18 protein-coding genes and 4 pseudogenes are annotated in these 23,737 nt (G+C 56.8%); 13 read left to right on the top strand and 9 right to left on the bottom strand.

Translation table 11 applies throughout. The annotated features are described in order from the left end of the window. Nucleotides 1-90 precede the first annotated feature (90 nt). Together ASF66_RS09825 and ASF66_RS22465 are read left to right on the top strand one after the other, a co-directional pair. Nucleotides 91-1,062: pseudogene (locus tag ASF66_RS09825) on the top strand (tyrosine-type recombinase/integrase). Between the two features lie 89 nt (nt 1,063-1,151). Continuing rightward, the gene (locus ASF66_RS22465; protein ID WP_156463171.1) at nt 1,152-1,922 is read left to right on the top strand and encodes a hypothetical protein; all 771 of its coding nucleotides are present in this window, start codon (nt 1,152-1,154) and stop codon (nt 1,920-1,922) included. Nucleotides 1,923-1,988: 66 nt separating this feature from the next. On the opposite strand, the gene ASF66_RS09820 is transcribed toward ASF66_RS22465, so the two are convergent. After that, nucleotides 1,989-2,654 carry a hypothetical protein gene (locus tag ASF66_RS09820; RefSeq protein ID WP_156463170.1) on the bottom strand — a complete coding sequence of 222 codons (666 nt, stop codon included), beginning with the start codon at nt 2,652-2,654 and terminating at the stop codon, nt 1,989-1,991. Between the two features lie 137 nt (nt 2,655-2,791). On the opposite strand from ASF66_RS09820, the pseudogene ASF66_RS09815 reads away from it, so the two are divergent. Further along, a pseudogene (locus tag ASF66_RS09815) lies at nt 2,792-3,178 on the top strand (enolase C-terminal domain-like protein); the annotation flags it as partial. Between the two features lie 864 nt (nt 3,179-4,042). Here ASF66_RS09815 and ASF66_RS09810 read toward each other — a convergent pair. Further along, nucleotides 4,043-5,266 (bottom strand): tyrosine-type recombinase/integrase, encoded by a 1,224-nt coding sequence (locus ASF66_RS09810; RefSeq protein ID WP_056843709.1) that lies wholly within the window; start codon nt 5,264-5,266, stop codon nt 4,043-4,045. Nucleotides 5,267-5,600: 334 nt separating this feature from the next. Next, entirely contained in the window at nt 5,601-6,221 is a 621-nt protein-coding gene (locus ASF66_RS09805; protein ID WP_162240082.1) for a class I SAM-dependent methyltransferase, read from the bottom strand. A gap of 203 nt (nt 6,222-6,424) precedes the next feature. On the opposite strand from ASF66_RS09805, the gene ASF66_RS09800 reads away from it, so the two are divergent. Both ASF66_RS09800 and ASF66_RS09795 read left to right on the top strand, forming a co-directional pair. After that, the gene (locus tag ASF66_RS09800) at nt 6,425-6,955 is read left to right on the top strand and encodes a winged helix-turn-helix transcriptional regulator (protein ID WP_056843707.1); all 531 of its coding nucleotides are present in this window, start codon (nt 6,425-6,427) and stop codon (nt 6,953-6,955) included. A gap of 38 nt (nt 6,956-6,993) precedes the next feature. Next, on the top strand, nt 6,994-7,692 hold the full coding sequence (locus ASF66_RS09795) for an SDR family NAD(P)-dependent oxidoreductase (RefSeq protein WP_056843706.1): 699 nt from the start codon (nt 6,994-6,996) through the stop codon (nt 7,690-7,692). Between the two features lie 14 nt (nt 7,693-7,706). Here ASF66_RS09795 and ASF66_RS09790 read toward each other — a convergent pair whose 3' ends face one another. The 4 genes and pseudogenes from ASF66_RS09790 to ASF66_RS22010 form a co-directional block, all read right to left on the bottom strand. After that, nucleotides 7,707-8,672, bottom strand: a complete 966-nt coding sequence (locus tag ASF66_RS09790; protein WP_056843705.1) for a DMT family transporter — start codon at nt 8,670-8,672, stop codon at nt 7,707-7,709. A gap of 361 nt (nt 8,673-9,033) precedes the next feature. Then, on the bottom strand, nt 9,034-9,333 hold the full coding sequence (locus tag ASF66_RS09785; protein WP_043185531.1) for a HigA family addiction module antitoxin: 300 nt from the start codon (nt 9,331-9,333) through the stop codon (nt 9,034-9,036). Nucleotides 9,334-9,341: 8 nt separating this feature from the next. Next, complete coding sequence (locus ASF66_RS22015) at nt 9,342-9,620, bottom strand: type II toxin-antitoxin system RelE/ParE family toxin (RefSeq protein WP_082484616.1); 279 nt, start codon at nt 9,618-9,620, stop codon at nt 9,342-9,344. Between the two features lie 88 nt (nt 9,621-9,708). Continuing rightward, nucleotides 9,709-9,882: pseudogene (locus tag ASF66_RS22010) on the bottom strand (isochorismatase family protein); the annotation flags it as partial. A gap of 161 nt (nt 9,883-10,043) precedes the next feature. Here ASF66_RS22010 and ASF66_RS09780 point away from each other — a divergent pair. Then, a complete protein-coding gene (locus tag ASF66_RS09780) occupies nt 10,044-12,026 on the top strand; it encodes a methyl-accepting chemotaxis protein (protein ID WP_056843704.1) in 1,983 nt (660 codons plus the stop codon). A gap of 45 nt (nt 12,027-12,071) precedes the next feature. Here ASF66_RS09780 and ASF66_RS09775 read toward each other — a convergent pair whose 3' ends face one another. Beyond that, nucleotides 12,072-13,637: a sensor domain-containing diguanylate cyclase gene (locus ASF66_RS09775; protein WP_056843939.1), complete on the bottom strand. Its 1,566-nt coding sequence runs from the start codon at nt 13,635-13,637 to the stop codon at nt 12,072-12,074. Nucleotides 13,638-14,053: 416 nt separating this feature from the next. Here ASF66_RS09775 and ASF66_RS09770 point away from each other — a divergent pair, with 416 nt between their 5' ends. The 3 genes and pseudogenes from ASF66_RS09770 to ASF66_RS09760 all read left to right on the top strand — a co-directional run bounded on the left by ASF66_RS09770 (nt 14,054) and on the right by ASF66_RS09760 (nt 17,000). Then, nucleotides 14,054-14,488, top strand: coding sequence for a hypothetical protein (locus tag ASF66_RS09770; protein ID WP_236707087.1), 435 nt, complete (start codon nt 14,054-14,056; stop codon nt 14,486-14,488). Beyond that, nucleotides 14,485-15,968 (top strand): annotated as a pseudogene (locus ASF66_RS09765) (RAD55 family ATPase). Before ASF66_RS09770 ends, ASF66_RS09765 begins: the two are co-directional and overlap by 4 nt. A gap of 9 nt (nt 15,969-15,977) precedes the next feature. Beyond that, the gene (locus ASF66_RS09760) at nt 15,978-17,000 is read left to right on the top strand and encodes a sensor histidine kinase (RefSeq protein ID WP_156463169.1); all 1,023 of its coding nucleotides are present in this window, start codon (nt 15,978-15,980) and stop codon (nt 16,998-17,000) included. Between the two features lie 277 nt (nt 17,001-17,277). On the opposite strand, the gene pobA is transcribed toward ASF66_RS09760, so the two are convergent. Next, entirely contained in the window at nt 17,278-18,462 is a 1,185-nt protein-coding gene (gene pobA, locus ASF66_RS09755; RefSeq protein WP_056843702.1) for a 4-hydroxybenzoate 3-monooxygenase, read from the bottom strand. A gap of 156 nt (nt 18,463-18,618) precedes the next feature. Here pobA and ASF66_RS09750 point away from each other — a divergent pair, with 156 nt between their 5' ends. The 4 genes from ASF66_RS09750 to ASF66_RS09735 all read left to right on the top strand — a co-directional run bounded on the left by ASF66_RS09750 (nt 18,619) and on the right by ASF66_RS09735 (nt 23,692). Next, nucleotides 18,619-19,524: a helix-turn-helix domain-containing protein gene (locus ASF66_RS09750; RefSeq protein ID WP_056843701.1), complete on the top strand. Its 906-nt coding sequence runs from the start codon at nt 18,619-18,621 to the stop codon at nt 19,522-19,524. Between the two features lie 41 nt (nt 19,525-19,565). Next, nucleotides 19,566-20,075: a sigma-70 family RNA polymerase sigma factor gene (locus tag ASF66_RS09745; protein ID WP_056843700.1), complete on the top strand. Its 510-nt coding sequence runs from the start codon at nt 19,566-19,568 to the stop codon at nt 20,073-20,075. A gap of 5 nt (nt 20,076-20,080) precedes the next feature. Next, complete coding sequence (locus ASF66_RS09740) at nt 20,081-21,079, top strand: FecR domain-containing protein (RefSeq protein ID WP_236707086.1); 999 nt, start codon at nt 20,081-20,083, stop codon at nt 21,077-21,079. Between the two features lie 96 nt (nt 21,080-21,175). Next, nucleotides 21,176-23,692 carry a TonB-dependent siderophore receptor gene (locus ASF66_RS09735; RefSeq protein WP_056843699.1) on the top strand — a complete coding sequence of 839 codons (2,517 nt, stop codon included), beginning with the start codon at nt 21,176-21,178 and terminating at the stop codon, nt 23,690-23,692. Nucleotides 23,693-23,737 lie beyond the last annotated feature (45 nt).

Raw genomic sequence — 23,737 nt, 5'->3', positions numbered from 1 at the left:
AGACCGTTTTCGGGTAAGGTGGACGAATAGGCGTCAGGGCGTACCGGCGATGACCAAAATACGTGGAGGATTCCCCAGATGACCGAAAACATGGCGACCGTTCAGAGTAGCGTTGTTGCAGTACGAGAAGGGGAGAGGCGTCTGACTGCGATGGAGTTTCAGCAGCTGGCCGCAGTACCAGCCGCAGTTGAATGGTTTGCCAACATCGACAACCCACGCACGCGCCGTGCCTACCAAAATGACCTGACGGATTTCTCTTCCTTTATAGGGCTGACCAGCGCCGATGACTTTCGCCAGGTCACTCGGTCGCATGTCTTGGTCTGGCGGGCAGATCTGGAAGGGCGGGGTCTGGCAGGAGCCACGATTCGCCGCAAGCTCGCAGCGCTGGCCAGCCTGTTCGATCATCTTCTGGACAGCAACGCGGTGGCCGGTGGCAATCCGGTGCATGGCGTCAAACGGCCCCGGATCGAAACCAATGAAGGCAAGACACCGGCCCTGGGCGATCACTAGGCTAAGGCACTGCTCGATGCGCCGGATGATACGACTCTGAAAGGCCTGCGCGACCGGGCGATCCTGGCCGTGTTGCTGTACCACGGCCTACGCCGGGAAGAAGCCGCGCAGCTGCAGGTCAATCACCTGGTTGAGCGTCGAGGCATTCGACACCTCATGGTGCACGGTAAAGGCGGCAAGGTGCGGTACCTCCCGGTGCATCCTGTAGCAGCGGATCGGATTCATGCGTACCTGGAACGCTCGGGGCATGGGCTGGCCAACTCCAAGGCGCCGCTGTTCGTGCCATTGCGGCACTGGGCAAAAGGCCTGGGCGTCACGGCCAATGGGATCTACACACTGGTAGAGGCGTACGCAAAAAAGGCCGGCATCCAGGTCGAGGGCTTGGGCGTACATGGGCTGCGAGCTACGGCTGCGACCAATGCACTCGAGCACGAAGCGGACATTGCTAAGGTGCAGATCTGGCTGGGGCATGCCAATATCAGCACGACCAGGATCTATGATCGGCGACAGAATCGGCCTGAGGATTCACCTACCTACAGGGTAAAATATTAACGCTAAGGTGCCACCACTGCGCTCAGACGAAGAATACATGTGTACTCCCTTTCTGAGAAAAGGACAGAGAAAAATTCGGGAGATTAACAGTGGAGCAATTTTCTAAAGGAATGGCAGCAACATCTCAGTTTGCAGCATTCTGCGTAGCCTTGTCATTCATATTAGGACTGCGTTGGCAGCAAGGCTTCTACAACGAACTGGGATTTCCTTGGTTAAGCGGATATGCTAACTATCTAGACACTATGAAAGCCGGAATAGATCCAGCCATAGATTTTTTAGCTGCATGTGCGTGTGGTTGGGCTGCATTTTGGGTGATTACTAGAAGAGCTAATGATACTACAGGGGCATTTCTAGCTATCTGCATGATGCTCATTCCCTTTGGTGATTTGTTTGCTTCTTTCCTTTATAACACAAATACTCCCAACTATTTTATCATCAGAAGCCGTTATCAAATTATAACTTCAGGTTTTTTTATTGGGGGTTACATCAACCAAATCCCATATGTAACCGCTTTCAAATCCTACACATTGAAAATTGTGAGTCCCAAAAGGAATTCTGCAGAATTACTTGCATTATTAATGTCATCTATTGTAATGATTGCAGTTGCTGACTCTCCGAATACTTTAGGAAAAGCAGCGGCGAGAATAGCCATTGATACAGGATTTTCAAACTACTCCTACGCTATCGACCAAAAAGATAAAAACCAAGAAAGCTGGAACATTGTAGGTTATAGCCAAGGCAATCTTATTTTGGCGCGTCCGGTTTATATTAGAAATCAGATTCAAATTAAGATATCAAATAATATTTCTGACTGGGTAATTTACCCCACTTCTCCGATTCGTTTTGGAGCTACTCCTTAACTTTTCAAGGAGAACCTGTAAGCTAGACCCATATTCGAGTAATTTTTATGATTAAAAGCATTGAGCTTATCTTTTGCAGTTACTAAAGTCGCGCATTGTTCCGTCTACGTTAAAATTAGTTGGGTTAATCGAAATTATTTTCTTCCCACCTAAGGCGACGTCATATCCAGGCGCCTCCGGATCGTTTCGCTTCACTATAACTGCATTAGGAAAAGCGTCTTTTACTTGTTTGAGCATGCCTAACTGCTGCGGTGACTCTTGTAGTTTTTCCTTTCCATTCGGAAACTTCACATCGCTGTAGAAAAAAATGATAGAGACTATCTTTTTCCCGTCAATAGCTATATACGATGCTGATCTAATGATTTTATTGCCTGGAAACTTAACAACTATGAATCCTTTATTGTTATCAATATCGTGCTTCGGATCTGAGTATTGATCAACGACTTTTTGAAGCGGGTCACCAACTTTTATAAAATCGAGACCGATCGGGTAAGGATTGCAAAGCTTTAATGCTGAATCCGATATTAATATGCTGTTTTCAATTTCTAATTTTTTGATTCTCTCTAGGGCCGTAGATAGCTCCTCCTGTAAGCCTGTAATCTTACTACGATTATGCAAAACTTCGTTCTCAAGTACCGACGTATAGATAGGCATAAGTAACTTATAGCAAACACCTAATGTAGCGACACATGTGACAGCCGCCACCGGAATTGGATGATCTTTCCAGCTCATTTTACTCATTCCCTACGTAAAATTTCCATTTTTTGGCACTTTAATTTATTTGCACCAATCCTTCCACAAAAATTACCGATGCCTGTAGGACCACCTCCATATTTCACACTATCCTGTCTGGATTTGACATAGCAACCGATACGCCTATTGCCACGGGCGAAATGCTTACCAGCGTTGCCGAGCACGCCGAGTTTATCAAGCACCGCGGCGCTGACTTCCTGATGCCCGATGCACCACGAGTAGGTGGCATCACCCCTTACCTGAAGGTGGCCTCAATGGCCGAGCAAGCGGGACTTATGTTGGCTCCGCATTTTGCCATGGAGCTACACGTTGACTTGGCGGCCGCGTACCCCACCGAGCCCTGGGTCGAACATTTCGAATGGCTTGAGCCGCTCTTCAATGAGCGTCTGGAAACCCGTGACGGTCGTATGATGGTTCCTACGCGTCCGGGGTTGGGGCTGACACTAAGCGAGCAAGTCAAACTGTGGACAGCGCAAGAAGCTGAGGTTGGCATTCGCCCTTGAAGAATATTTGGCCACCTAATGTGTGTTGCACATCGGGCGGCCAATTCACTCCGCGTGCATTCAGGCTCATAATTAATTGAAGAAACACCTCCGAAAGAGGGGAGTTGATTGATGTGAACGCTCGTGTTTGTGTATCATCAAGAGCACGCTCGTTCTTTTTAAGATTAATTGTTCCCGGTCCAGCCGTTTGATCCGGGCTTCCAGCTCTGGAATTTTTCATTGCTATTGAGTCCGAATCTTACGATCGGCGGAACACCACCACATTTCTGCTGGACCTGGTTTACCCAATGACATAAGGCTGGCTTAACTATTCCACGTGACTGGGCTGCTTTGGTAAGGCTGTAGCTTTAACCAAGCACCAAGCTAGCAGCTTCGTGTTTGAGCTGGCGCCAAGGTACGTCGTTGCTTGGCGAACCGGTGCCCCTTTATGGCGAGCACTCTCGCCTAAGTGGATGTCTAGTTTAATCAGGCTACTACACTCCTTCGTGATCCTGAGTTTGGGTCATGCATACATGGTGTTCGTAATACGGGAGATTCGAAGGTTAATTCTCCGCGCTAAAGTCTGCTCTTGGCCGATTTTATTGAAAAAAGTTGAATGTCGTTTTCACGGTAGAAAAGTACACGCGTGAGATTGAAATTTTGAATCGCATTAAAAGGCATTCGGACTCAAATTTCACGTAGCAGCGCGTAAAGAGGAACTTTCACCGACCAGTCTTCTGGTAGTTCGAGAAAACCTAGTTTTCAACAGGATCGGCCGATAACATGCGCCCGCCAGGTGACGCGCCGAATCGGATCTCGTCGGGCACCACATCCCCCTTGGCGAGATCCAGTGAATCAAGGCAAAAAAAGAGCAAACTCCCGAGCCTACGGCCCGGAGATCTGCTTTTTGTCTGTTTCTATAGAAAATCCGTATTCTGCCCATTCCTCCATCATCGCACGACGCTTCTCAAACAGATCGGTTCTGAAGTACGCCGCTTCCGCCTTGTCCTGGCGATTGTGAGCCAATGCCTGCTCACAGACCTCCCGAGGATAACTCGTCGCCTCCGCCGACCAGTCCCTGAACGTAGAGCGGAATCCATGGATAGTAAGATCTCCACGCTCCAGATACCGTAGCCCCATCAGCATGGCCATATTCGAGAGATGCTTCCCTCTCTGGGTGCTGGGGAACACGTAGGGGTTGTCTTTGATCCTTATCAAGCTGCGCAGCACGTCACATACCGGCTGACTCAAGGGGATCCGGTGCTCCTTGCCGGCCTTCATGCGATGAGCTGGTATTTTCCAAACCGCGTTCTTCAGGTCAATCTCATCCCACGTTGCTGCCAAGCATTCATTTGTTCGGCAGGCCGTCAAAATGGTAAGCAACATTGCTTTGTAGGTGGGCTCGTCCCTAGCCTTGATGCGGCTGATCAAACCTGGCAGTTCGCGCCATGGCAAAGCTGGGTGATGTACTACCGATTTTACTTTTGAACGTGGTGGAAGAAGCTTGTCCAAATGCCCGCGCCAGCGGGCTGGATTTTCACCGTCTCGGAGGCGCCTTGCCTTTGCTGCATCAAGCACCATCTCCATTCTGTTACGGACTCTTGACGCTGTTTCAGGCTTTGTGTGCCAGATAGGGGTAAGGATCCTCAAGATTTGCTCAGTTGTGACCTCTTCCGTTGGCGTGTCCCCAATCACCGGAAAGGCATAGGTGGTCAGCGTGTTCAGCCATTGCTGACTGTGCTTCGCATTCTTCCATCCCGCTTTATGTGCCGTTATATAGTCTTCCGCTACCGTTCTGAAGCTGATAGCGCGCGCCTGCCGAGCTTCCTCGGCAACTCGCGATGCTTTGCGTTCAGCATCCCTGCTCACCAGCGGATCGATCTCTTGGCTAAGTAATTTTCGATGTTCGGCCGCAGCTTCTCGCGCTTTCTTCAACGTGATCGTAGGAAAACTGCCTAGGCCCATTTCCCGTCGTTTGCCCGCCAGTTGGTACCTCAGAACCCAGTACTTCTTCCCGGTCGGCTTGACGACCATTCTGAGACCTTCGCCATCTTCGTAGGTCCCTGAGGTAGTTAGGTTTTCAATTTGCTTCGGGTTGAGTTTACCCATGACGTTGTACTCACACTCCTACAACCCAGGGAGAATCGTTCCCCCATTTGTTCCCACATTTTTAGAAGGATGCAGTGATATCTTACCGGACGTCTTCGGACGGTATGATAGGCTGAGAGGCTCGATTTACCTAGCTTCCTCGGACGTTGTAGGACAAAAACGGATGAACCGATAGCGGACTTCTTCACCGCCATATTCGATACGTCAGAAACCCCCGGAGCGCTTAGCGTTTCGGGGGTTTTTGGTTTCTGGGGAAATGATTCAGGTTATTCCCATGACGAAGAATGCACACCCAGGACCGCTACGACTGCGGCCCCGTTGAACCCACGAATCATCACTGCGGTTTGCGAAACCTCAAGGTCATCCGATCGCTTTCGCCAATCGCCTGGTATTTGTCGACGTCACCTGACATGAGCAACGGCGGGAGGGACCATATCCCCTTGGGATGATCCTTTGTGTCCCTGGGATTGGCATTGATCTCGCTCTTGGCTTCGAGAACGAAACCGGCGCGCTCGGCCAGCTCGATTACGTACGCTTGCGTCACATAACCCGTGGTGCGCATGCTGTGCATGTCAGCATGTTCTGGAGCCCTGTGTTCCTCGACGCCCAGGACGCCCCCGGGTTTGACCGCCTTGAAGAACGCGGCGAAATACTCATGCTCCTGGCCCGCCATTATCCAGTTGTGCACGTTGCGAAAGGTCATCGCCAAGTCAGCCTTCCCGGCGGGCGCCACACTGATCTCCCTTGGCGGGTTGATATGCCGAACGATGACCTTGCCGAAGGTTTCAGGCTCGTTGACCAGCCGATCCTCGAACATCTCCAGAATGACGGGCATGTACGACTCGACGCCATCGGGTGAGAAATGCGCCGCATACAGGCGGCCATTCTCGGCCAGATAGGGCGCCAGAATCTCTGTGTACCAACCTTTGCCCGGCAGTATTTCCAGCACGGTCATGTCCGGCTGCAGACCGAAAAACTCCAGCGTTTCAAGCGGATGGCGTGCGGCATTGCGTGCGATGTTGTCTGGGCTTCGGTGGCTACCAATGACCAGCGACTCAAGCGTAGTACACGGCATAGAACGTACTTCCATTTGATTTAGTTGTTTGACAGAACTGATCCTAGTAGCATCAAAGGACTAAATCAACCAGGGTCCCTCCGGTGAAGTTGAAATCCTTCGAGCAATTCAATTGCTCCCTTGCGCAAACCCTGTCGGTGATCGGCGAACACTGGACGCTTTTGATCATCAGGGATGCGTTCTTCGGTCTTACCCGTTTCGATCAGTTTCACAAGAGCCTGGGGATCTCACGAAACGTGCTGACCCTGAGATTGAAAAAGCTGGTCGATGAGGGCGTTCTTCAGAAATCAGAGGGTCCGGGCCATCCGGAATACCGGCTTTCAGAGAAGGGCGCAGCGCTGCAGCCGATCCTCGTTGCCATGACGCAATGGGGCGAGCAGCACATGCCACACGCCGATGGTGAGCGAATTGTTTTCACGGATTCCCAGAACGGCAAACGTATCAGGCCAGTGTCCATCTGCGCCGACGACGGCCGCGTGCTCGGCCCCGGCGACTTGCGAGCCCAGTTCGGTCCTGGGGTAGGGAGTGGCGAGTCTGTACCCCGTCTACCCGTCACCCCGGCAGCCGTCTTGGGCGGCTTGATCGGCATCCGTAGCGACAGTTCGGAGCATTGAGCACCCCCATTTCACTTCCCTGCAAAAAGGAGCTACCCATGAGCAATTCGAACAAGCCATTGGCCTTGGTGACCGGGGTCGGCCCTGGTACGGGAGCGGCGATTGCCCGACGCTTTGCCGAATCGGGTTATCGCGTGGCCATGCTGGCGAGAAATGCGGAAAGACTGGCGCAGTTGGAACGCGAGATCCCACATTCCATCGCGGTCCCCTGCGACGTGACCCATCACGAGGACCTGGCGAGCGCGATCCAGCAAATCGGGAATCCCGATGTAGTGATCCATAACGCCGTAGGCGGGGCTTTCGGCACATTCACCGAGGTCGATGCAGACGTCTTGCAGCGCAACTTCGAGATCAACACCATGGCGCTCTTTCACCTGGCACGACTGACGACACCGGCCATGATCGAAGCAGGCAGGGGTGCTCTGATCGTCACCGGCAATACCTCTGCGCTGCGTGGCAAAGCAGCCTTCGCAGGTTTTGCGCCAACCAAGGCAGCCCAACGCATTCTGGCCGAGTCCCTGGCCCGAGACCTGGGGCCCAAGGGAATCCATGTCGCCTACCTGATCATCGATGCCGTAATCGATGTGCCTTGGCAGCGCGAACTGCGTCCCGAAGCCCCGGATGACTTCTTTATCTCCCCGGCGTCGATCGCCGGCGAGGTCCATCACTTGGCTCATCAACCAAAGGATGCGTGGTCGTTCATAGCAGAGGTACGCCCCTTCCACGAGCCCTGGTAACCACTGCTTCCCGGCTAGCTCGCCTTGGATGCCACGACACTGGGCACCTGTGCCCGTGTCACCAGTGCGATACCGGCGCACACGAGCAACAAGGCGGCCAGGTTCTTCCATTCGAAAATGCTCTCGCCCAGGAACAGTGCCGAGAGCGCGGCGCCGAACACCGGCACAAGAAACGCGAACACGCTGACCCTGCCAACCGGGTTGTATTTGAGCAGCAGGCTCCACAGCGTGAATGCCACCGCCGACAACAGGGCCAGGTAAACGAGCAGAAGGGTGGAGGCTGGTGTCATGTCACCCAGAGTGCCGCCAGTGGCATAGCCGCCCACGAGCAAAGCCATGCCGCCAATGGCCAGTTGCCAACCGGTCATCACCATCGCATCCATGCGGTGGGAGACGTATTTGCCATAGATGGACGCGGCCGACAGCACGAACGCAGCAATCACGATGAAGCCCTCACCGTGCAGCGACGGCAAGGCATCGAGCGGACCCGCGCCGGCGTTGACGGTCAATACACCGGCAAAACCGAGCAGGCAGCCCACGCTTTTGCGCGTGGACAGTTTGTCGTTCTGATAGACGAAGTGCGCCAGCAGCACACTGAAAAAGGTGGTGGTGGCATTCAGAATCGACGCGCGCACGCCCGTGGTGAACGCCAGGCCGATATAGAAGAACACGTATTGCAGGCCCGTTTGCAGGATACCCAGCAGGGCCACCTGGCCAAACGTGTGTCGGCTCAAGCGCAAGACCGGCTTGCCCATGATGGCGGCGAGCAGCAACAGGCACAGGCCGGCCAGCAGAAAACGATAGCCTGCGAAAATGAGCTTGGACGACACGTCGTGCGGGGCGATCTGGAGCATCTCGTAACCGTTCTTGATCGCCGGATAAGAGCTGCCCCACAGGGCACAGCACAGCGTGGCCAGAAGCAATACGATTTTAGGGTCGGAAAGAAACTGCGATACGTTGCGTGCGGCAGGTGCGCTCATGGGGTGACCCACGATTCGACGACGCAAGAGGTGTTTTCACCGCGCAGAACACACGGGCCACTGGCGCGGTCGCGTGGAGTATGGAAGGTTTCGGGGCAGGCAGGCAGCGATGAGTCCATCTGGGCGATCTCCATGATCTTATTTTTATGGACGTGCAGTAATACCCTCTGATAAGACATCGTACAAGTAGGTCGAGGTCCGTATGCTTGATGACGGTGCGCACAGATGTGCCGGAATAAAAAAACCAGATCTACAGGCTTGCGGCCCGGGGATCTGGTTTATGTCGGGCTTTATCGACAATCCGTATCTTGCGTAAGGTTATGCGCAAAACGCCCACACTCGGCGGGCAATGAGTTCGCGCTCAGGCAACCAGGCGATGTACCGCAGCGGCGATCTCATCTCCGTGCTCTTGCTCAGCCTTGCGTAGCTCGTACGCTGTTTGTAGGTTGAGCCAGAACTCTGGAGTTGTATCCAGGCAGATGGCCAAGCGCAAAGCCATGTCAGCAGAAACGCCGCCGCGCTCAAGTAATATGTTATTTACGGTGGGCGTGGAGACATTCAAAGCACGGGCCAAGGCAGCAGCGCTAAAGCCCATCTCGCTCTGGAAGTCCTCGCGAAGAACTTCGCCAGGATGTACCGGTCGCATGCCATTCTTGAACATGATGCACCTCAGTGATAATCGACAATTTCAACGTTTTCGGGGCCGCTTTCGGTCCACGTGAAACAGATTCGCCATTGCATGTTGATACTAATGCTGTGCTGTCCCCGTCTGTCACCCTCCAGAAAGTGAAGTCGATTTCCAGGCGGTGACCGCAAGTCTCGAAGCTCGTTTGCCGCATCCAGTGCAGCCAGTTTTCGCTCTGCGACTTGCTTGATGTCGGGCCAGCGCCTGGTTCTGCCAGTGGTGAAAAGCGCTTCCGTGTCGGCACATGCAAAGCTTCGGATCATGGCTTGAATGCTTAACGTTATTCGTTAAGCTCAAGTGTAAGCCCTCCACCGTTATATTCAAGTGATCGTTGACTGAGCAGGTGCTCCTGCGGGCCCAGGCAGCCTGTTGCACGGTGGTATTGAAAGTACCGGAGGCACCGGTGACCACGAACACCTCGAAACCTTCAACCAGCGCCGACAAGGTCGGGAGCGCCACGCACACATCGGTAACCACGCCGGCGATGATGATCTGCTTGCGGCCCGTGGCCTTGATCGCCTTGACAATAGTGGGCGCCTACAAAACCTCATGGGTTCTTACGCAATCATTCGGTAGAACACCATCGACACCAGGGTATTTGTGAAAACTGGCCCTCATGCAGCAGCACTCCGCGCCGATAAAGTCTTACAAGACCAACAATTCCAAACATCGCGGATGCATCCCCTATGCTGCAGACCATTCAAGCTCGCTATACCGCTACCTTCGTCGGGTTCGTTCTGCTGGTCGCCGTGCTCACGGCGGTCGGCATCAACTACTTGATCACGCCCAGCCTGACGAGCACCGATGAACGCAAACTGGTCACGGAAGCGGGGGAAATCAGTGCCGTCATCAAGGGTGAACTGGCCCGGGTGCAGGCGCAGCAGCGCGTGATCACCGAAACGGTTCCGCAACTGGACAGCGACAGTATCGACCGCCTGCTCCCCAGCATGGTCAACCAGTACGGAGAGTCGAAGGTATTCGGCGGTGGCATCTGGCCTCTGCCGAACAAGCGTACCGAGGGCCGGGCCAAGCACAGTACGTTTTATCATCGCGATACCAGCGGCAAGCTCATCGTCAATACGCACTGGAACTCGCCCGAATCGCAGAATTACTTCGAGCAGTCCTGGTATCTGGGTGGTCTCAAGGCGCCTGCAGGGCAGTGCAATTGGGCGGCCGCCTATCAGGATGACGCCAGCCCCGAGCCGCGCACCAACTGCGCAATGGCCATCACCAAGGAGGGCGCCGCCTACGGCGTGGCGACCGTCGACGTGACGCTGGGCTTCTTCAATGACCTGATCGCCCAGAAAGAACGTGAGATCAACGCCGAGCTGATGATCGTCGAAAGCGACGGCAAGGTCCTGAGCAACCAGCCGGAGATCCCCGGCAACATCGTACTCAAGAACCTCGGCGACCTGGCCGGCCAGTATCCTTTCGCAGCGGCCTTGCAAGGCTTGCTGAAAACCCCGGGTGCCACGCGCTCGACGTTCACGGGCAGCAGTGGCAAGGAGTACACCCTGTTCCTCCTGCCTGTCGAAGGCACGCCATGGAAGATGGCGGTAGCGCAGCCCACCGAGGTGCTGACGGCGCAGAGCAGCCATGTGCTCAAGACCTTGGCGATGCTGCAGATACCGATGGTGGTCATCATGCTGCTGGTGATCGTCTTTGCCCTCAGGCAACTGATGAACCGTTTGGCGGTGCTCAAGACCAATATCGATACGTTGTCGGCGGGTGATGCCGACCTGACCAAGCGCATTGTGATCCGCGCTGAGGATGAAGTGGGCGCGGTGGGCCACTCCATCAACCGCTTTATCGTCTATTTGCAGAAAATGATCACAGAAGTGTCGGACTCTTCTTCGTTGATCGCCGAGGGGATCGAACAACTGCGCGGGCAGTCCCGTGGCACCAACAGCATCCTGACTCGCCACGCCAGTGAAACCGATCAGGCCGTGACTGCCATCACCGAAATGAGCTCCACCGCCGATGACGTCGCCCGTAATGCGGCGCAAACGGCGAGCATGACGCAGGTCGCGAGCGAAAAAGCCCGCCATTCCAAGGTAGTGGTGGAAGATGCGTCCAGCAGTGTTCGCGAGCTGATTTCGGAGGTGGAAGAGGCGACCAGCAAGGTCAGGGCGATGGAGCACGATGCCCAGCGCATCAACTCCGTGCTCGGCGTCATAGGCGATATTGCAGGGCAGACCAACCTGCTCGCGCTCAACGCGGCAATCGAAGCGGCACGGGCAGGTGAACAAGGTCGCGGTTTTGCCGTGGTTGCGGATGAAGTCAGGGCGCTTGCAGGGCGTACCCAGACCAGTACCTCGGAGATCAACGAAATGCTCACTCGTCTGCAGCACGGTGTGAGTGCCGCAGTGGTGGCGATGGAGAACACCAAGGAACGTTGCCAGGCCACGGTCGACAAGACGTCCAGGGTCAACGAAGGCTTGGACGGGATGACCGAGTCGGTGGTGCGCATCAATGACCTGAGCACTCAGATAGCCACGGCAGCCGAAGAGCAAAGTGCTGTCAGCGAAGAGATCAACCGCAACATGGTGGCGGTGCGGCAGATCGTCGATGAACTGGTCGCCGGTGGCGCGCAGAGCGAGAGCAGCACGTCGGCACTCGCCGCGTCCAACGCCAATCTCATCGCGGTCGTTCGACGCTTCAAGGTGTAAGGGTGGTACCTGCCTCCGTGGGGGGCAGGCCGCATCCTCGAGTATTCAGATTACCGGGCTGGTCGTGTAGGGGCTGCTTGCTTGCATGCCGAGCAGCTCGTTGGCCTCGACGCAGTTTCGACCTCGTTTTTTGGCGCGATAAAGCAGCCGATCCGCCTCTTTCAGGGCGGCGGTGTAGGCGTCTTGTTTCGGGGCAGTGATTGCCACCACGCCCAGACTCACCGTGACGTTGCCCAGCGGGCTGGCTGAATGCGCTATGCGGGCATCGACGATGGACTGCCTGACCTTTTCGGCCACGCTGAGCGCACCGGCGAAATCCGTTTCGGGCAATAGGATCACAAACTCTTCGCCACCATAACGCGCTGCAAGATCGCCCGCTCGCTGCACGGCGGCGCCGATCAGGCTGGCCACCTCTACAAGGCAATCGTCACCCCGGACATGCCCGTAGTGGTCGTTGTATTGCTTGAACCAATCGATGTCCAACAGGATGATCGCGAGCGTCGACCGATTGCGGCTGGCGCGTCCCCATTCCTGTTGCACGGCAACGTCGAAGCGGCGCCGATTGGCCAGGTGCGTCAGGCTGTCGGTCTGCGCGATGATCTCCAGTTCGTTCTGGGCGCTCTGCAACTCGCTTTCCGCGGTGATCAGTTGCCGGATCTGCTTGTACAGCAACACGCTCAATACGATCAGCGCCAGGCAGATCAGGGCCAGTATCCCCACCGACCGATAGGCATACGCCCACCAGGGCGCGAAGACGTGATGAGAGGACACGCCGGCAGCCGCGACCATGGGCAGGCCGGCCACGCGTCGGTAGGCATAGATCCTTTCCACGCCATCCACCAGCGATTTGGTCACGGCAATACCGCTGTCGCTCTGGGGAAGGTAGCGCGAGAAAATCTCGCCCTTGGCCAGATTGGTGGTCATCAGCGCGGTCAGGGTCGGGCGTCGAGCCAGCAGATCGCCGTTGTTGAGTGCCAGGAAAATAACGCCCTGGTCGTCTACGTCCATTCGCTCGAAGAAGTTCTGGAAATAAGCCACGGGCACAGTGGCCAGTACCACGCCGGCAAAACTGCCGTCCGGGCCATCGATGCGTCGGCTGATCGGGATGACCATGTCGCCGGTGAGGCGACTTTTCACGATGGAGCCGATTTGAACCGACCTGTCCGAATGGTCACGGTGATAGATGAAATACGGTCGATCACTGTTGTCGTTGCTTTGCAGTCCCTGGGAGAAGGAATTGACTATCCAGTTGCCTTGGGCGTCGTAGATGAAAAGCCCCTGTATGGATTCCATCTCCGCCACGTCCTGAGCCATCAGCTTTGCCAGGCGATCTCGCTCACCAATGGCCAGGCCGTCGTGCTCCACGCGTTCCACAAGATCACGCAGGGTATTGTCGGCCTGGCGCACCGTATCCTGTGCTTGCTGTTCAGCGGCACGAACGACGTTCGACACGGCCACCTTGGCGGTCGCCACACGTTCCTGCCTGGACAGGTTCATTTGCCAGGCCGTCGCCAGGATCAGGGACAGACACACCAGCGCAATGAAACCGATCAAGGCTTTGGTCAGCGACGAGGGCGAAAGTCTGGCGGGGGTGAAGTGACGTAATTTCATATTGATGTCATAGGATTGGCGGCGAACCGGACCGATGCAGTTTTCGTACCGATTGGCCGAGTTCATGAGAGCGGTTGATTGAAATGGATGGCCATGCGCAAGACCTTGTGTTGCCTGGCATACGCCTGAAACCGGCAATGTCGACCAATGCGCGGTGCCATAGGGTCATGCAGTGTCGCTAATGATTGCATGGGCGGTACAATCATTTAGAAGTACGAAGCTGCGCGCTAAGTTGTTCAGTCAGGATTAAACTGTATAACAACTTGTATAAGAATTTGTATTGAAGTTGTTACATGTCAAGAGCGATGCGAACAGCAATCAACCCGTCGGGACTTTTCATCAGATAGAATTCGTTTATTCAACCCTGGTGGCCTGAAAGGTGTACCCTTAACACACATTTATCAGAATCTACACTCATGTCACCTGAAACCGGAGCGAGCCAGAAGATCTCAGCAGCCTTGGCGCATCGGGTTGGCAGCCTCGTTGACAATTTTCAAATCGCCGATGCGATCATTTCCATGTTCGAGGATATCGATGCCACCCTCACGCCAATCATTGGGCCCAAAGGCGTTGCTGCTTTATACCGTCGCAGCCTTTTCTTGTGCATGTCGACGCATCCGGATTATGCAGAAAGATACAAGGGACTCGCTGCTGCGATGAACCTGACGCAACTACGTTCACTCCTGAGCGAGCAAGAAAAGACAGATGCAGTCATGTTTAGCGAGCAATTGCTGAAGATATTCTACGAGCTCCTCGCCACCCTGATCGGACGATCACTGGCTGCACGATTGCTACTGGACGTGTGGGGAAATTTTCTGAGCGGCCCAGCTCCGCAGGACACACCACAATGAGTACCAAAGTCACCATCAACCGCCTCAAGACCGGCGTGCCAGGCTTCGATGAAATCCTCGGCGGGGGGCTACCCGAGTTTTCGTTCAACCTGATCGCAGGTCCACCTGGATGCGGGAAAACCACGCTGGCGCATCACATGATGTTTGCCCTGGCGACACCTGAACGTCCGGCCATTTTCTTCACTGTGCTGGGCGAGCCGCCGCTCAAGATGCTGCGCTATCAACAGCAGTTCGATTTCTTCGACGAGGAGGCGGTCAATACGTCGATTCGCTACGTCAATCTGGCAGACGATACCCTCGCCGGTGACCTGGACGAAGTCCTTCGACGCATTGTCAGCGAGGTGGAAACCCATTCCCCTGCATTGGTGTTCGTGGATTCGTTTCGGTCGGTGGTATTGGCCAGCGAAACGGAATGTAATCCGAACAACAACCTGCCTCAGTTCGTGCAACAGCTGGGCATGTTGATGACCACCTGGCATGCCATGACGTTTCTGCTGGGCGAGTACTTCAACGAGTTGGACAGCAACCCCATCTTCACCGTGGCCGACGGATTGATCTGGCTTCACCAAAGCGTCCAGCGCAACTCGATGGTGCGCAAGATGGAAATCATGAAGATGCGCGGGCAACCGACGCTGCCGGGTTTGCACACGTTCCGTATCGGCCAGGGTGGCGTCACTGTGTTTCCACCGGCCTCGGTAGGCAACCAGCAAAACGATGCGCTCTTCCAGGGTGGCGTCGCGCAACGATTGGGTATGGGCGTGGCCCATCTGGATGAGATGCTGGGCGGTGGTCTTCCTCAGGGCTACTCGCTGTTGGTTGCCGGCCCTCGGGTTCAGGCAAGAGCCTGCTGGCGGCGGCGTTCCTCGAGGAAGGCGCGCGCTGTGGCGAGAAAGGTGTCATGGCGGTCTTCGAACAACGGCCAAGCCATCTGCGCAGCGCGGAACTGACCCGCTTGATCAAGAGCGACCAGGTCGGCGTGGTCGATCGGCGCGTACCGGATCTGTCCATCGATGAAATCGTGCAGCAACTGTTCAGTGAGATTCAGCGGTTGGGCGCGACCCGGGTGGTCATCGACTCGTTGTCAGGGTTCGAACTCGCCGTTGCCCCGGCTTTCCGGGAGGACTTTCGCGAGTCGTTGTCGCGCATGGTCAGTGCGCTCACCTCGACCGGGGTCACCGTGTTGATGACCTCCGAGCTTGAAGATCGCTACAACGATCTCAGATTCAGTCCTTACGGAACGGCGTTTCTGACCGATGCAATCATCGTGCAGCGGTATATCGAAGTCGACAGCCGTCTGCAGCGCATCATGGCCGTGGTCAAGGTCAGGGCCAGTGCGCATTCGGACGAGCTTCGGATGTATCGCATCGATGACAACGGCTTGCAAATCGGGGGTAGGGTCCAAGGCCAGGAGGGACTGCTGGGTGGCCGGCCGACTCGACGCCATTGTTCGACGTCACCTGCTGGAGAAGATATCTCATGAGAGCACCTAGTGAATGAGTCGAAGGAAACAGACGCGCGTGAAGACAAGGACGAGGCTCATAAGCTAGCTTTCACCGATCCAAGGAAGAAGCGCCAGGTGCTTGCCCATCTGGCTGCGCTGCAGCGCGAACTTCTTGAAGCAGAAACGGTTGCTGGCAATGGCGTGCACATACAGCTGTTGGTGGAGGCCAACCAACGGCTGGTACGCGCCGCCCTGGCAGTGCCTGATCTTCCATCGGTGCAGGAACCCGCCACACTCAAAAGCCTGCAGCAAGAAATGCAGGAAGCCAACGAACACCTGGTCCTGGCGGCGCTCAGGGCTCAAAAGCTTCAGGCCGATGCTGAACACGCATTGTCGCAACAGAGAAATGCATTGACGTCGGTGGTGCATGAAATGCGCAACCCGCTGACACCGATCAGTCTGCTGGCCCAGCGCATGCGGCTGACGCCTGATACTGATGTTCCGCAGATGGGCGTTCTGATCGAAAATCAGGTCAAGCACCTGTCACGGATGATCGAGGATTTGCTGGACATCTCCCGTGTGAGCACGGGAAAGCTGAGTTTGAAGTGTACGCCGGTGGATATCGTTCCCATTCTTGAACAAGCAGCTGATAGCTGCGCATCGCTAATACTGTCCAAAACGTTGGCATTCGATGTTTCACTTCCAACCAAGGAAGTTCTGGTGAATGGCGACCGCGTCCGCATCATGCAAATTTTCACCAACATCATCACCAATGCCGCGAAATATACGCCGCGAAACGGAACGATCACGTTGAGCGGTACAGGGGCTGACGAAACCTTCGACGTCGTTGTATCGGACAACGGCATAGGCATCCCGTCGAGCCTGCTGCCTCGTATATTCGATCCCTATGTTCAGGACGTGGAAGCCATCGGCTTCGACGGCTCAGGCTTGGGTATCGGGCTTACCGTAGTTCGAGAACTGGTGGATGCGCACGGTGCACGGATAACCGCGCACAGTGACGGTCCAGGGCGAGGTAGCCAATTCACCGTTACCTTCCCGATCATCGACTGATAGCGCTTTTTCCCTTCGTTTCGATTGACTCATCAGGGAGGTTGACATGAACACAGAAACCGACAGGAACGCCGAGAACGCTGACGCGCCAAATACCCCAAACGACCCGATAGTACAAAAGGAAGTTGGCAAAGGCCTCACGGATGATGAGCGTGTCAGTCGAGAAGCCGAACCCGAAGGGGAAGGGGCCAGAGTAGAACTCGGTCCCGCAGATCTGGACCGACTTCCAAAGAAATAGCAGCCCCAGCGTGTCAGTCCAGTGGGTGGCTCAGCGCGTTCACTCGATGTCCTCATAGGGCAGGCCGACGTAGTTTTCGGCGATGCTCTGACGTCCAGCGGCCGAGCCCACGAAGTAGTCCAGTTCGGTTTGCTGGATGCGCTGGCCGAAAGCATCGGTATCGGGAAAGCGATGCAGCAGCGAGGTCATCCACCAGGAGAAGCGTTCAGCCTTCCAGACCCGGCGCAGGCAGATCTGCGAGTATTTCTCCAGCAGATCGGTACGCCCCTCCCCATACACCTTGAGCAGAATGCGATACAAGGTGCTGACGTCACTGGCCGCCAGGTTCAGACCCTTGGCGCCTGTGGGCGGAACGATATGGGCGGCGTCGCCGAGCAGAAACAGGCGACCGTACTGCATCGGTTCGACCACGAAGCTGCGCAGCGGCGCGATGCTTTTTTCGATGGAAGGGCCGGTGACCAGCCGCTCGGCGATAGGCGGCGGCAGGCGAAGCTTGAGCTCGTCCCAGAAGCGCGCGTCCGACCAGTCCTCGACCTTTTCCTCGGCGCCCACCTGCACGTAATAGCGCGTGCGGGTGGCTGAGCGCATGCTGCACAGGGCGAAGCCACGCTCGTGGTTGGCGTAGATCAGCTCGTGATTGACCGGCGGGGTGTCGGCGAGAATCCCCAGCCACCCGAAGGGATAAACCCGCTCGAAAATCTTCAGCGCCTCGGCTGGAATCGCTTGTCGCGAGACGCCATGAAAGCCATCGCAGCCGGCGATGTAATTGCAGTCCAGGCGAACCGTCTCGCCGTTGCGCTGAAAGGTCACATAAGGGCTGTCGGTTTTCATGTCATGGGGCTGAACGTCGTCGGCATCGTAGAGCGTCAGCGCGCCCACGGCGGCGCGGGCTTCCATCAGGTCACGGGTGACCTCGGTCTGCCCGTAGACCATCACCGTTCTGCCCCCTGTCAGCGCCTTGAGATCGATGCGTTCACAGCGTCCGTCGAACGCCAGCTCGAAGCCGTCGTGGACCAGGCCGCGGGCGTCCATGTGCGCGCCGACCCCTGCTTCACGCAGCAGATCGACCATGCCTTGCTCCAGCACCCCGGCCCGAATTCGGGAGAGGATGTAGTCGGGATTCTTGCGTTCGATGATGACGTTGTCGATGCCGGCACGATGCAGCAGTTGCCCGAGCAAAAGGCCGGACGGGCCGGAGCCGATGATAGCGACTTGGGTTTTCATAGAGAACTGTCCTCAGGTGTGCCACTGGGGCACGAGGCCTCACAGAGCACTTTTATTGTTGTCTCCGGTATTTTTGATGACTGAACTTGAGATAAGAAGGCAATATTCGGCATATTCCATGGACTTTCGGTGGATCGTCCCAAGGCAAAGCCCGCGATGTCGAAATCCTCAGCGATACCTGTTCCGGTGTTCAAACTGTATGGCGAAACCGGTGCCTGGCCGACGCCCGACCTGATTCACTTCGAGTCGATACCCGCGCGCAGCCAGCTTCACGGCTGGGAAATAAAGCCCCATCGACACAGTGATCTGGTGCAGCTGCTGTACGTGCAGGCCGGGCAGGCGAGCCTGAAAGTGGAGGAGGTGATCACTCACGTCGATTCGCCTGCTCTGCAAGTCGTTCCGGCGCTGAGTGTGCACACCTTCAAGTTCTCCGAAGACATTCAGGGCTACGTACTCAGTCTGGCGCAGCCGTTGGCCGAGCAACTGGGCAGCTTGCTCAACAGTCCGGTGCTGACCACTGCGGCCTGTTATCCGATCGGTACCGAACGCCCCTACCTGGACACCCTGTTTGCAACCCTGGCCCAGGAGTACAGCCAACAACAGTCGGGCCGCGACGCGATGCTGCAATCGCTGATCACCGTGCTGTCGATCTGGCTCAGTCGCCGCAAACAGGCGCTGTCCTTGTCGCACGCCGCGCAACCGGACCGGGGCCGGGAGTATCTGCAGGACTTCACCCGGGCATTGGAGCTGCGCTTTCGCGAGCATTTGCCCATCGACCACTATGTAGCCACCCTGGGGATCAGCAGCGCTCACCTCAACGCCCTGTGTCGGCGCCTTTCAGGGCAATCCGCATTGCAGATGATCAATCAGCGCCTGTTGCTCGAAGCCAAGCGCGATCTGGTGTATACCACCATGACTATCAGCCAGGTGTCCGACCGTCTGGGGTTCTCCGATCCGGCGTATTTTTCGCGTTTTTTCAAGCGCGGTACGGGACAGTCGCCGAAGCAGTTTCGCGTGCGCGATCCGAGTAACACGTTGCAGCCAGCCGAGACTTATCGCTAATATTGCGAATAGTTATCATCTACGGATAGGCGTACTGGCTGATGGGGACGCACAACTCGTTCGAACAGGATGTCGAAGTCCTCTATGTGCGACATCACAGCTGGCTCAAAGGCTGGCTCCAACGCCGTCTGGGCCAGGCTGCGGATGCCGATGACCTGGCTCAGGACACCTTTGTGCGGATCATCCGTTCCCGCAATCCGGTCGATGAACTCAAGCAGCCGCTGGCGTACCTGGCGACGATTGCCAACAGCCTGCTGGTCAATCGCTGGCGACGCCTGGCTGTCGAGCGCGCTTATGCCGAAGCGCTTGCCACACAGCCCGAGCACGTCGAGCTGTCTGCCGAGCAACGCTACCTGCTGATCGAAACCCTCACCGAAATCGACGCACTGCTGCAGGGTCTGTCGCCACGCGTCCGGGAGATCTTTCTGCTTTCGCAGCTGGATGGCATGACCTACAAACAGATCGCTGCCCAGTTGGAGCTCAGCGTGAATCAGGTGCAGAAGTCCATGCTCAAGGCATTCAGCCGCTGCTACGCCAGTCTGTTCGAGTGAAGCCCGTGTCTGCACGCCGCACCTCAGAGGCGCCGATCCGTGCCGAGGTGCGAGATCAAGCACTTGCCTGGTTCACCTTGAGCCAATCCGGCGACATCAGTGAGACCGATCTCCAGCAACTGCAGCGCTGGCGACAAAGCGACAGCGAGCATGAGCGCGCCTGGCAACGCATGACAGGTCTGACCGATGTCATCAAGAACCGCGTCCAGACGCTGGAAAGCCCCGTCGCGCGCCGCGCCTTGCAACAGACCCGTTACGTCAGTGGCGATCGACGCCAGGCATTGAAAATATTGATCGGTGCCGGGCTGCTGGGGGCAGTCGGCTGGCAGACAAAGGACGTCCATTGGCTGCAATCGGCTCTGGCCGATCTGAGCACGGCAACCGGTGAGCGCCGTCACCACCGGCTGGCCGACGGGACGCAGTTGTGGCTCAACACCGACAGCGCAGTGGACATCCGCTTTGACGCTCATGAGCGGCGCATCATCGTGCGCTACGGCGAGGTGGATATTCTCACCGGTAGCGATTCGGCTCGGCGCCCCCTGCTCGTGCAAACGCGTGATGCACTGCTGCGTCCGTTGGGCACGCGCTTCACCGTACGCTGCGACGAGGTGGGGTCAGGCACACTGCTGTCAGTGAGCAGCGGTCGCGTGGCGGCGTCCATGCCCGGCAACCTGGCGGAGCAGATCGTCGAGGCGGGTTATCAGGCCCGCGTCGCTCGCGGAAGCATTTCCCACCCCCAGCCGATCAACGCGACCAGCCTTGCCTGGATCGACGGCTTCATCGTGGCCGAGCGCATGCGGCTGGGCGATTTCGTGGCGCAATTGGCGCGCTATCGCAGTGGTGTCCTGCGCTGCGATCCACAGGTGGCCGATCTGCTGCTTACCGGCTCCTACCCACTGGACGACAGCGAACGCATTCTCTCGCTGCTCGAAGACAGCCTGCCGGTGAGCATCGTGCGCCGCACGCGCTACTGGGTCACCGTAACGACACGGGGTTCAGCCTGATTTTTTTTCAAACGGGAGGCAGTTTTTCGATTCTCGATTGGCCTGGGGATATCCCCGCCATGTAGGCGGCCTTTTCAGCCCTTCCGGAAACACTGCATGAAGCATCCTATCCATCACCGTCGCCCGGCCCTTGGCCACACCATCGAAGAAACCCGCGTCTGGTCTTTGCCGTTGCTGCTGGCCAGCAGTCTTTCGTTGGGCACAACGCTGGCCGCCCCTGGGGTGTACGCCCAGGAGCCGGTTGCGTTGGCCTCGGCGTTGGTAAGCTTCTCGGTCGCAGCCGGGCCGCTGGATCAGGCACTCAGCCAGTTTGGGCGTCAGGCGGCAATTCCCCTGTCTGCGGATGCTCGTTTGACCGCCGGCCTGTCCAGTCCCGGTCTGCAAGGTTCGTTCAGCGTGGAACAGGGCTTCGCCCGTTTGCTGAGGGGTACGGGCCTTGCTGTGGTGAAAACCTCGCAGGGCAATTACCTGCTGAACCAGGTCGTCGAAGAGCAGGGCGCCGTGGAGCTCGGAGCCACCAGTATCGATGCGCGAACCCTGGGCCTTACCAGCGACGGTTCCGGGTCCTACACCACGACGGCGACCACGACCGCGACACGTCTGAACCTGTCGTTGCGTGAAACACCGCAGACCGTCAGCGTCATCACTCGCCAGCGACTCGATGACCAGAACCTCACGACCTTGGCCAAAGTACTGGAGCAAACCCCGGGTATTTCTCTGCAACCGCTGGATTCGGAGCGGGTGAACATCTACTCCCGCGGCTATGGTATCGACAGCTATCAGTACGACGGCGTACCTACCACGTTGGTGGTTTCCACCAGCGCCACCCCGCAAAGCCTGTCCGACATGGCGATCTACGATCGTATCGAAGTATTGCGCGGTGCATCCGGGCTGCTGACCGGTGCCGGCGATCCCTCGGGCACCATCAATCTGGTGCGCAAGCGCCCCACCGATCAATTGCAGGGCTATGTCAGCGCAGGCCTGGGCTCGTGGGATCAGTACCGTACCGAGATGGACGTTTCCGGACCCTTGACGCCCACGGGCAACATCCGCGGGCGCATGGTCAACGCCTATCAGCAAGGCAATAGCCACATCGATCACTACCAGACAGAGAAACAGGTCCATTACGGCATCGTCGAAGCCGACTTGACTGACAGTCTGCTGCTGACCGCTGGCTATGACTATCAGACACAAGACCCGCGCGGCGTGTCCTTCGCCAGTTTCCCGCTGTTCAACAGCGAGGGCGGGCAGACCGATTTTTCCCGCTCTACCAACCCGGCGTCGCGCTGGAGCAGGCGCCAGCAGGACACGCTGAATGTCTTCTACTCGCTGGAACAGCAGTTGGCCAATGACTGGGCGCTGAAGGCTTCGGTCAATCAGATGTACAGCAAGCGCGATTCGAAACTGGCTTCCGCCAGTTGGGGGTTTATCGACGAAGCTACCGGTGACGGCATGCAGCTCTATGGTGGCTCGTCGACCGGCTGGCAAAAACAGACCGGGATTGATGTCAACGCCAAGGGCCCGTTCCGGTTGTTCGGGCGTGAGCATGAACTCGTGATCGGCATGACCTACACAAAGTTCGAAGACCACAACGATCCTGCCGCGGGCGAAGATGTCGAAGGTCGCTCCATCAACTACTACACGTGGAACAACCGTACCGAGGAACCTCAGGGCAACGGCCAGATTCTGTTCGATAACGACACCACCATCCGCCAGTTGGGCACCTACGCCGCCGTGCGCCTGCGCCCTGCCGATGACCTGTCGATCATCCTCGGCGGGCGGGCCAGCAACTATAAATACGACAGCTTCTACCATTACCGGGCGCCGGCAGATGCCGCCAACAGCAGCGATACCCAATACCAGGAGCACGGCGAGTTCACCCCCTACGCCGGTATCGTCTACGACCTGACCGACCAACACTCGATCTACGCCAGCTACACCAGCATCTTCAAGCCGCAAAGTGTGCATTATCGGGACGGCAAGTCCTTGGAGCCGCGTACCGGTGATGCGTTCGAGGTTGGCGTCAAAAGCGAGTTTCTCGACGGTCGCATCACCACCAGCTTCGACGTGTTCATGACCAAGCAAGACAACCTGGCAGAGCTTGATCCAGGACAGATCGTCAGCGGCACCCTCAGCGAACGAGCCTACCGTGCGGTCAACGGCGCCAAGACCCGCGGTTTCGATGCGGAGATCAACGGTGAGATCCAGCCCGGCTGGAAAGTCGCGGCCAGCTACACCCACGCCGTGACGGAAAATGCCGATGGCGACCGGATCAATACCGTTGCCCCTGCCGAACTGGTCAAGTTCTGGACCACCTATCGCATGCCCAACGAACTGGATCGGCTGACCCTGGGCGGTGGCGTCAACTGGCAGAGCGGAATCCACTTCAGCACCACGCCGTGGCAGTTGAGCAAGACGGTCAAAGCCAGGCAGGACGACTACGCGGTCTTCAACCTGATGGCCCGCTACGAGTTCACCGACAACCTGTCTGCGCTGGTCAACGTCAACAACCTGTTCGACAAGAAGTACCTGAGTCCACTGGATGAAACCTTCCTCGGCGGTTACTACGGCGACCCACGCAACCTCATGGTCACGGCTAAATACCAGTTCTGATGGGCAAGCGGTCTTGAGGCTGCAGGTTGCTACGGTCTCCAGACC

The sequence above is a fragment of the Pseudomonas sp. Leaf129 genome, from assembly GCF_001423465.1.
Classification (GTDB): Bacteria; Pseudomonadota; Gammaproteobacteria; order Pseudomonadales; family Pseudomonadaceae; genus Aquipseudomonas; species Aquipseudomonas coleopterorum.
The sequence above is the reverse complement of the archived record's forward strand: the minus strand, read 5'-3'. Positions and strand labels throughout refer to the sequence as shown.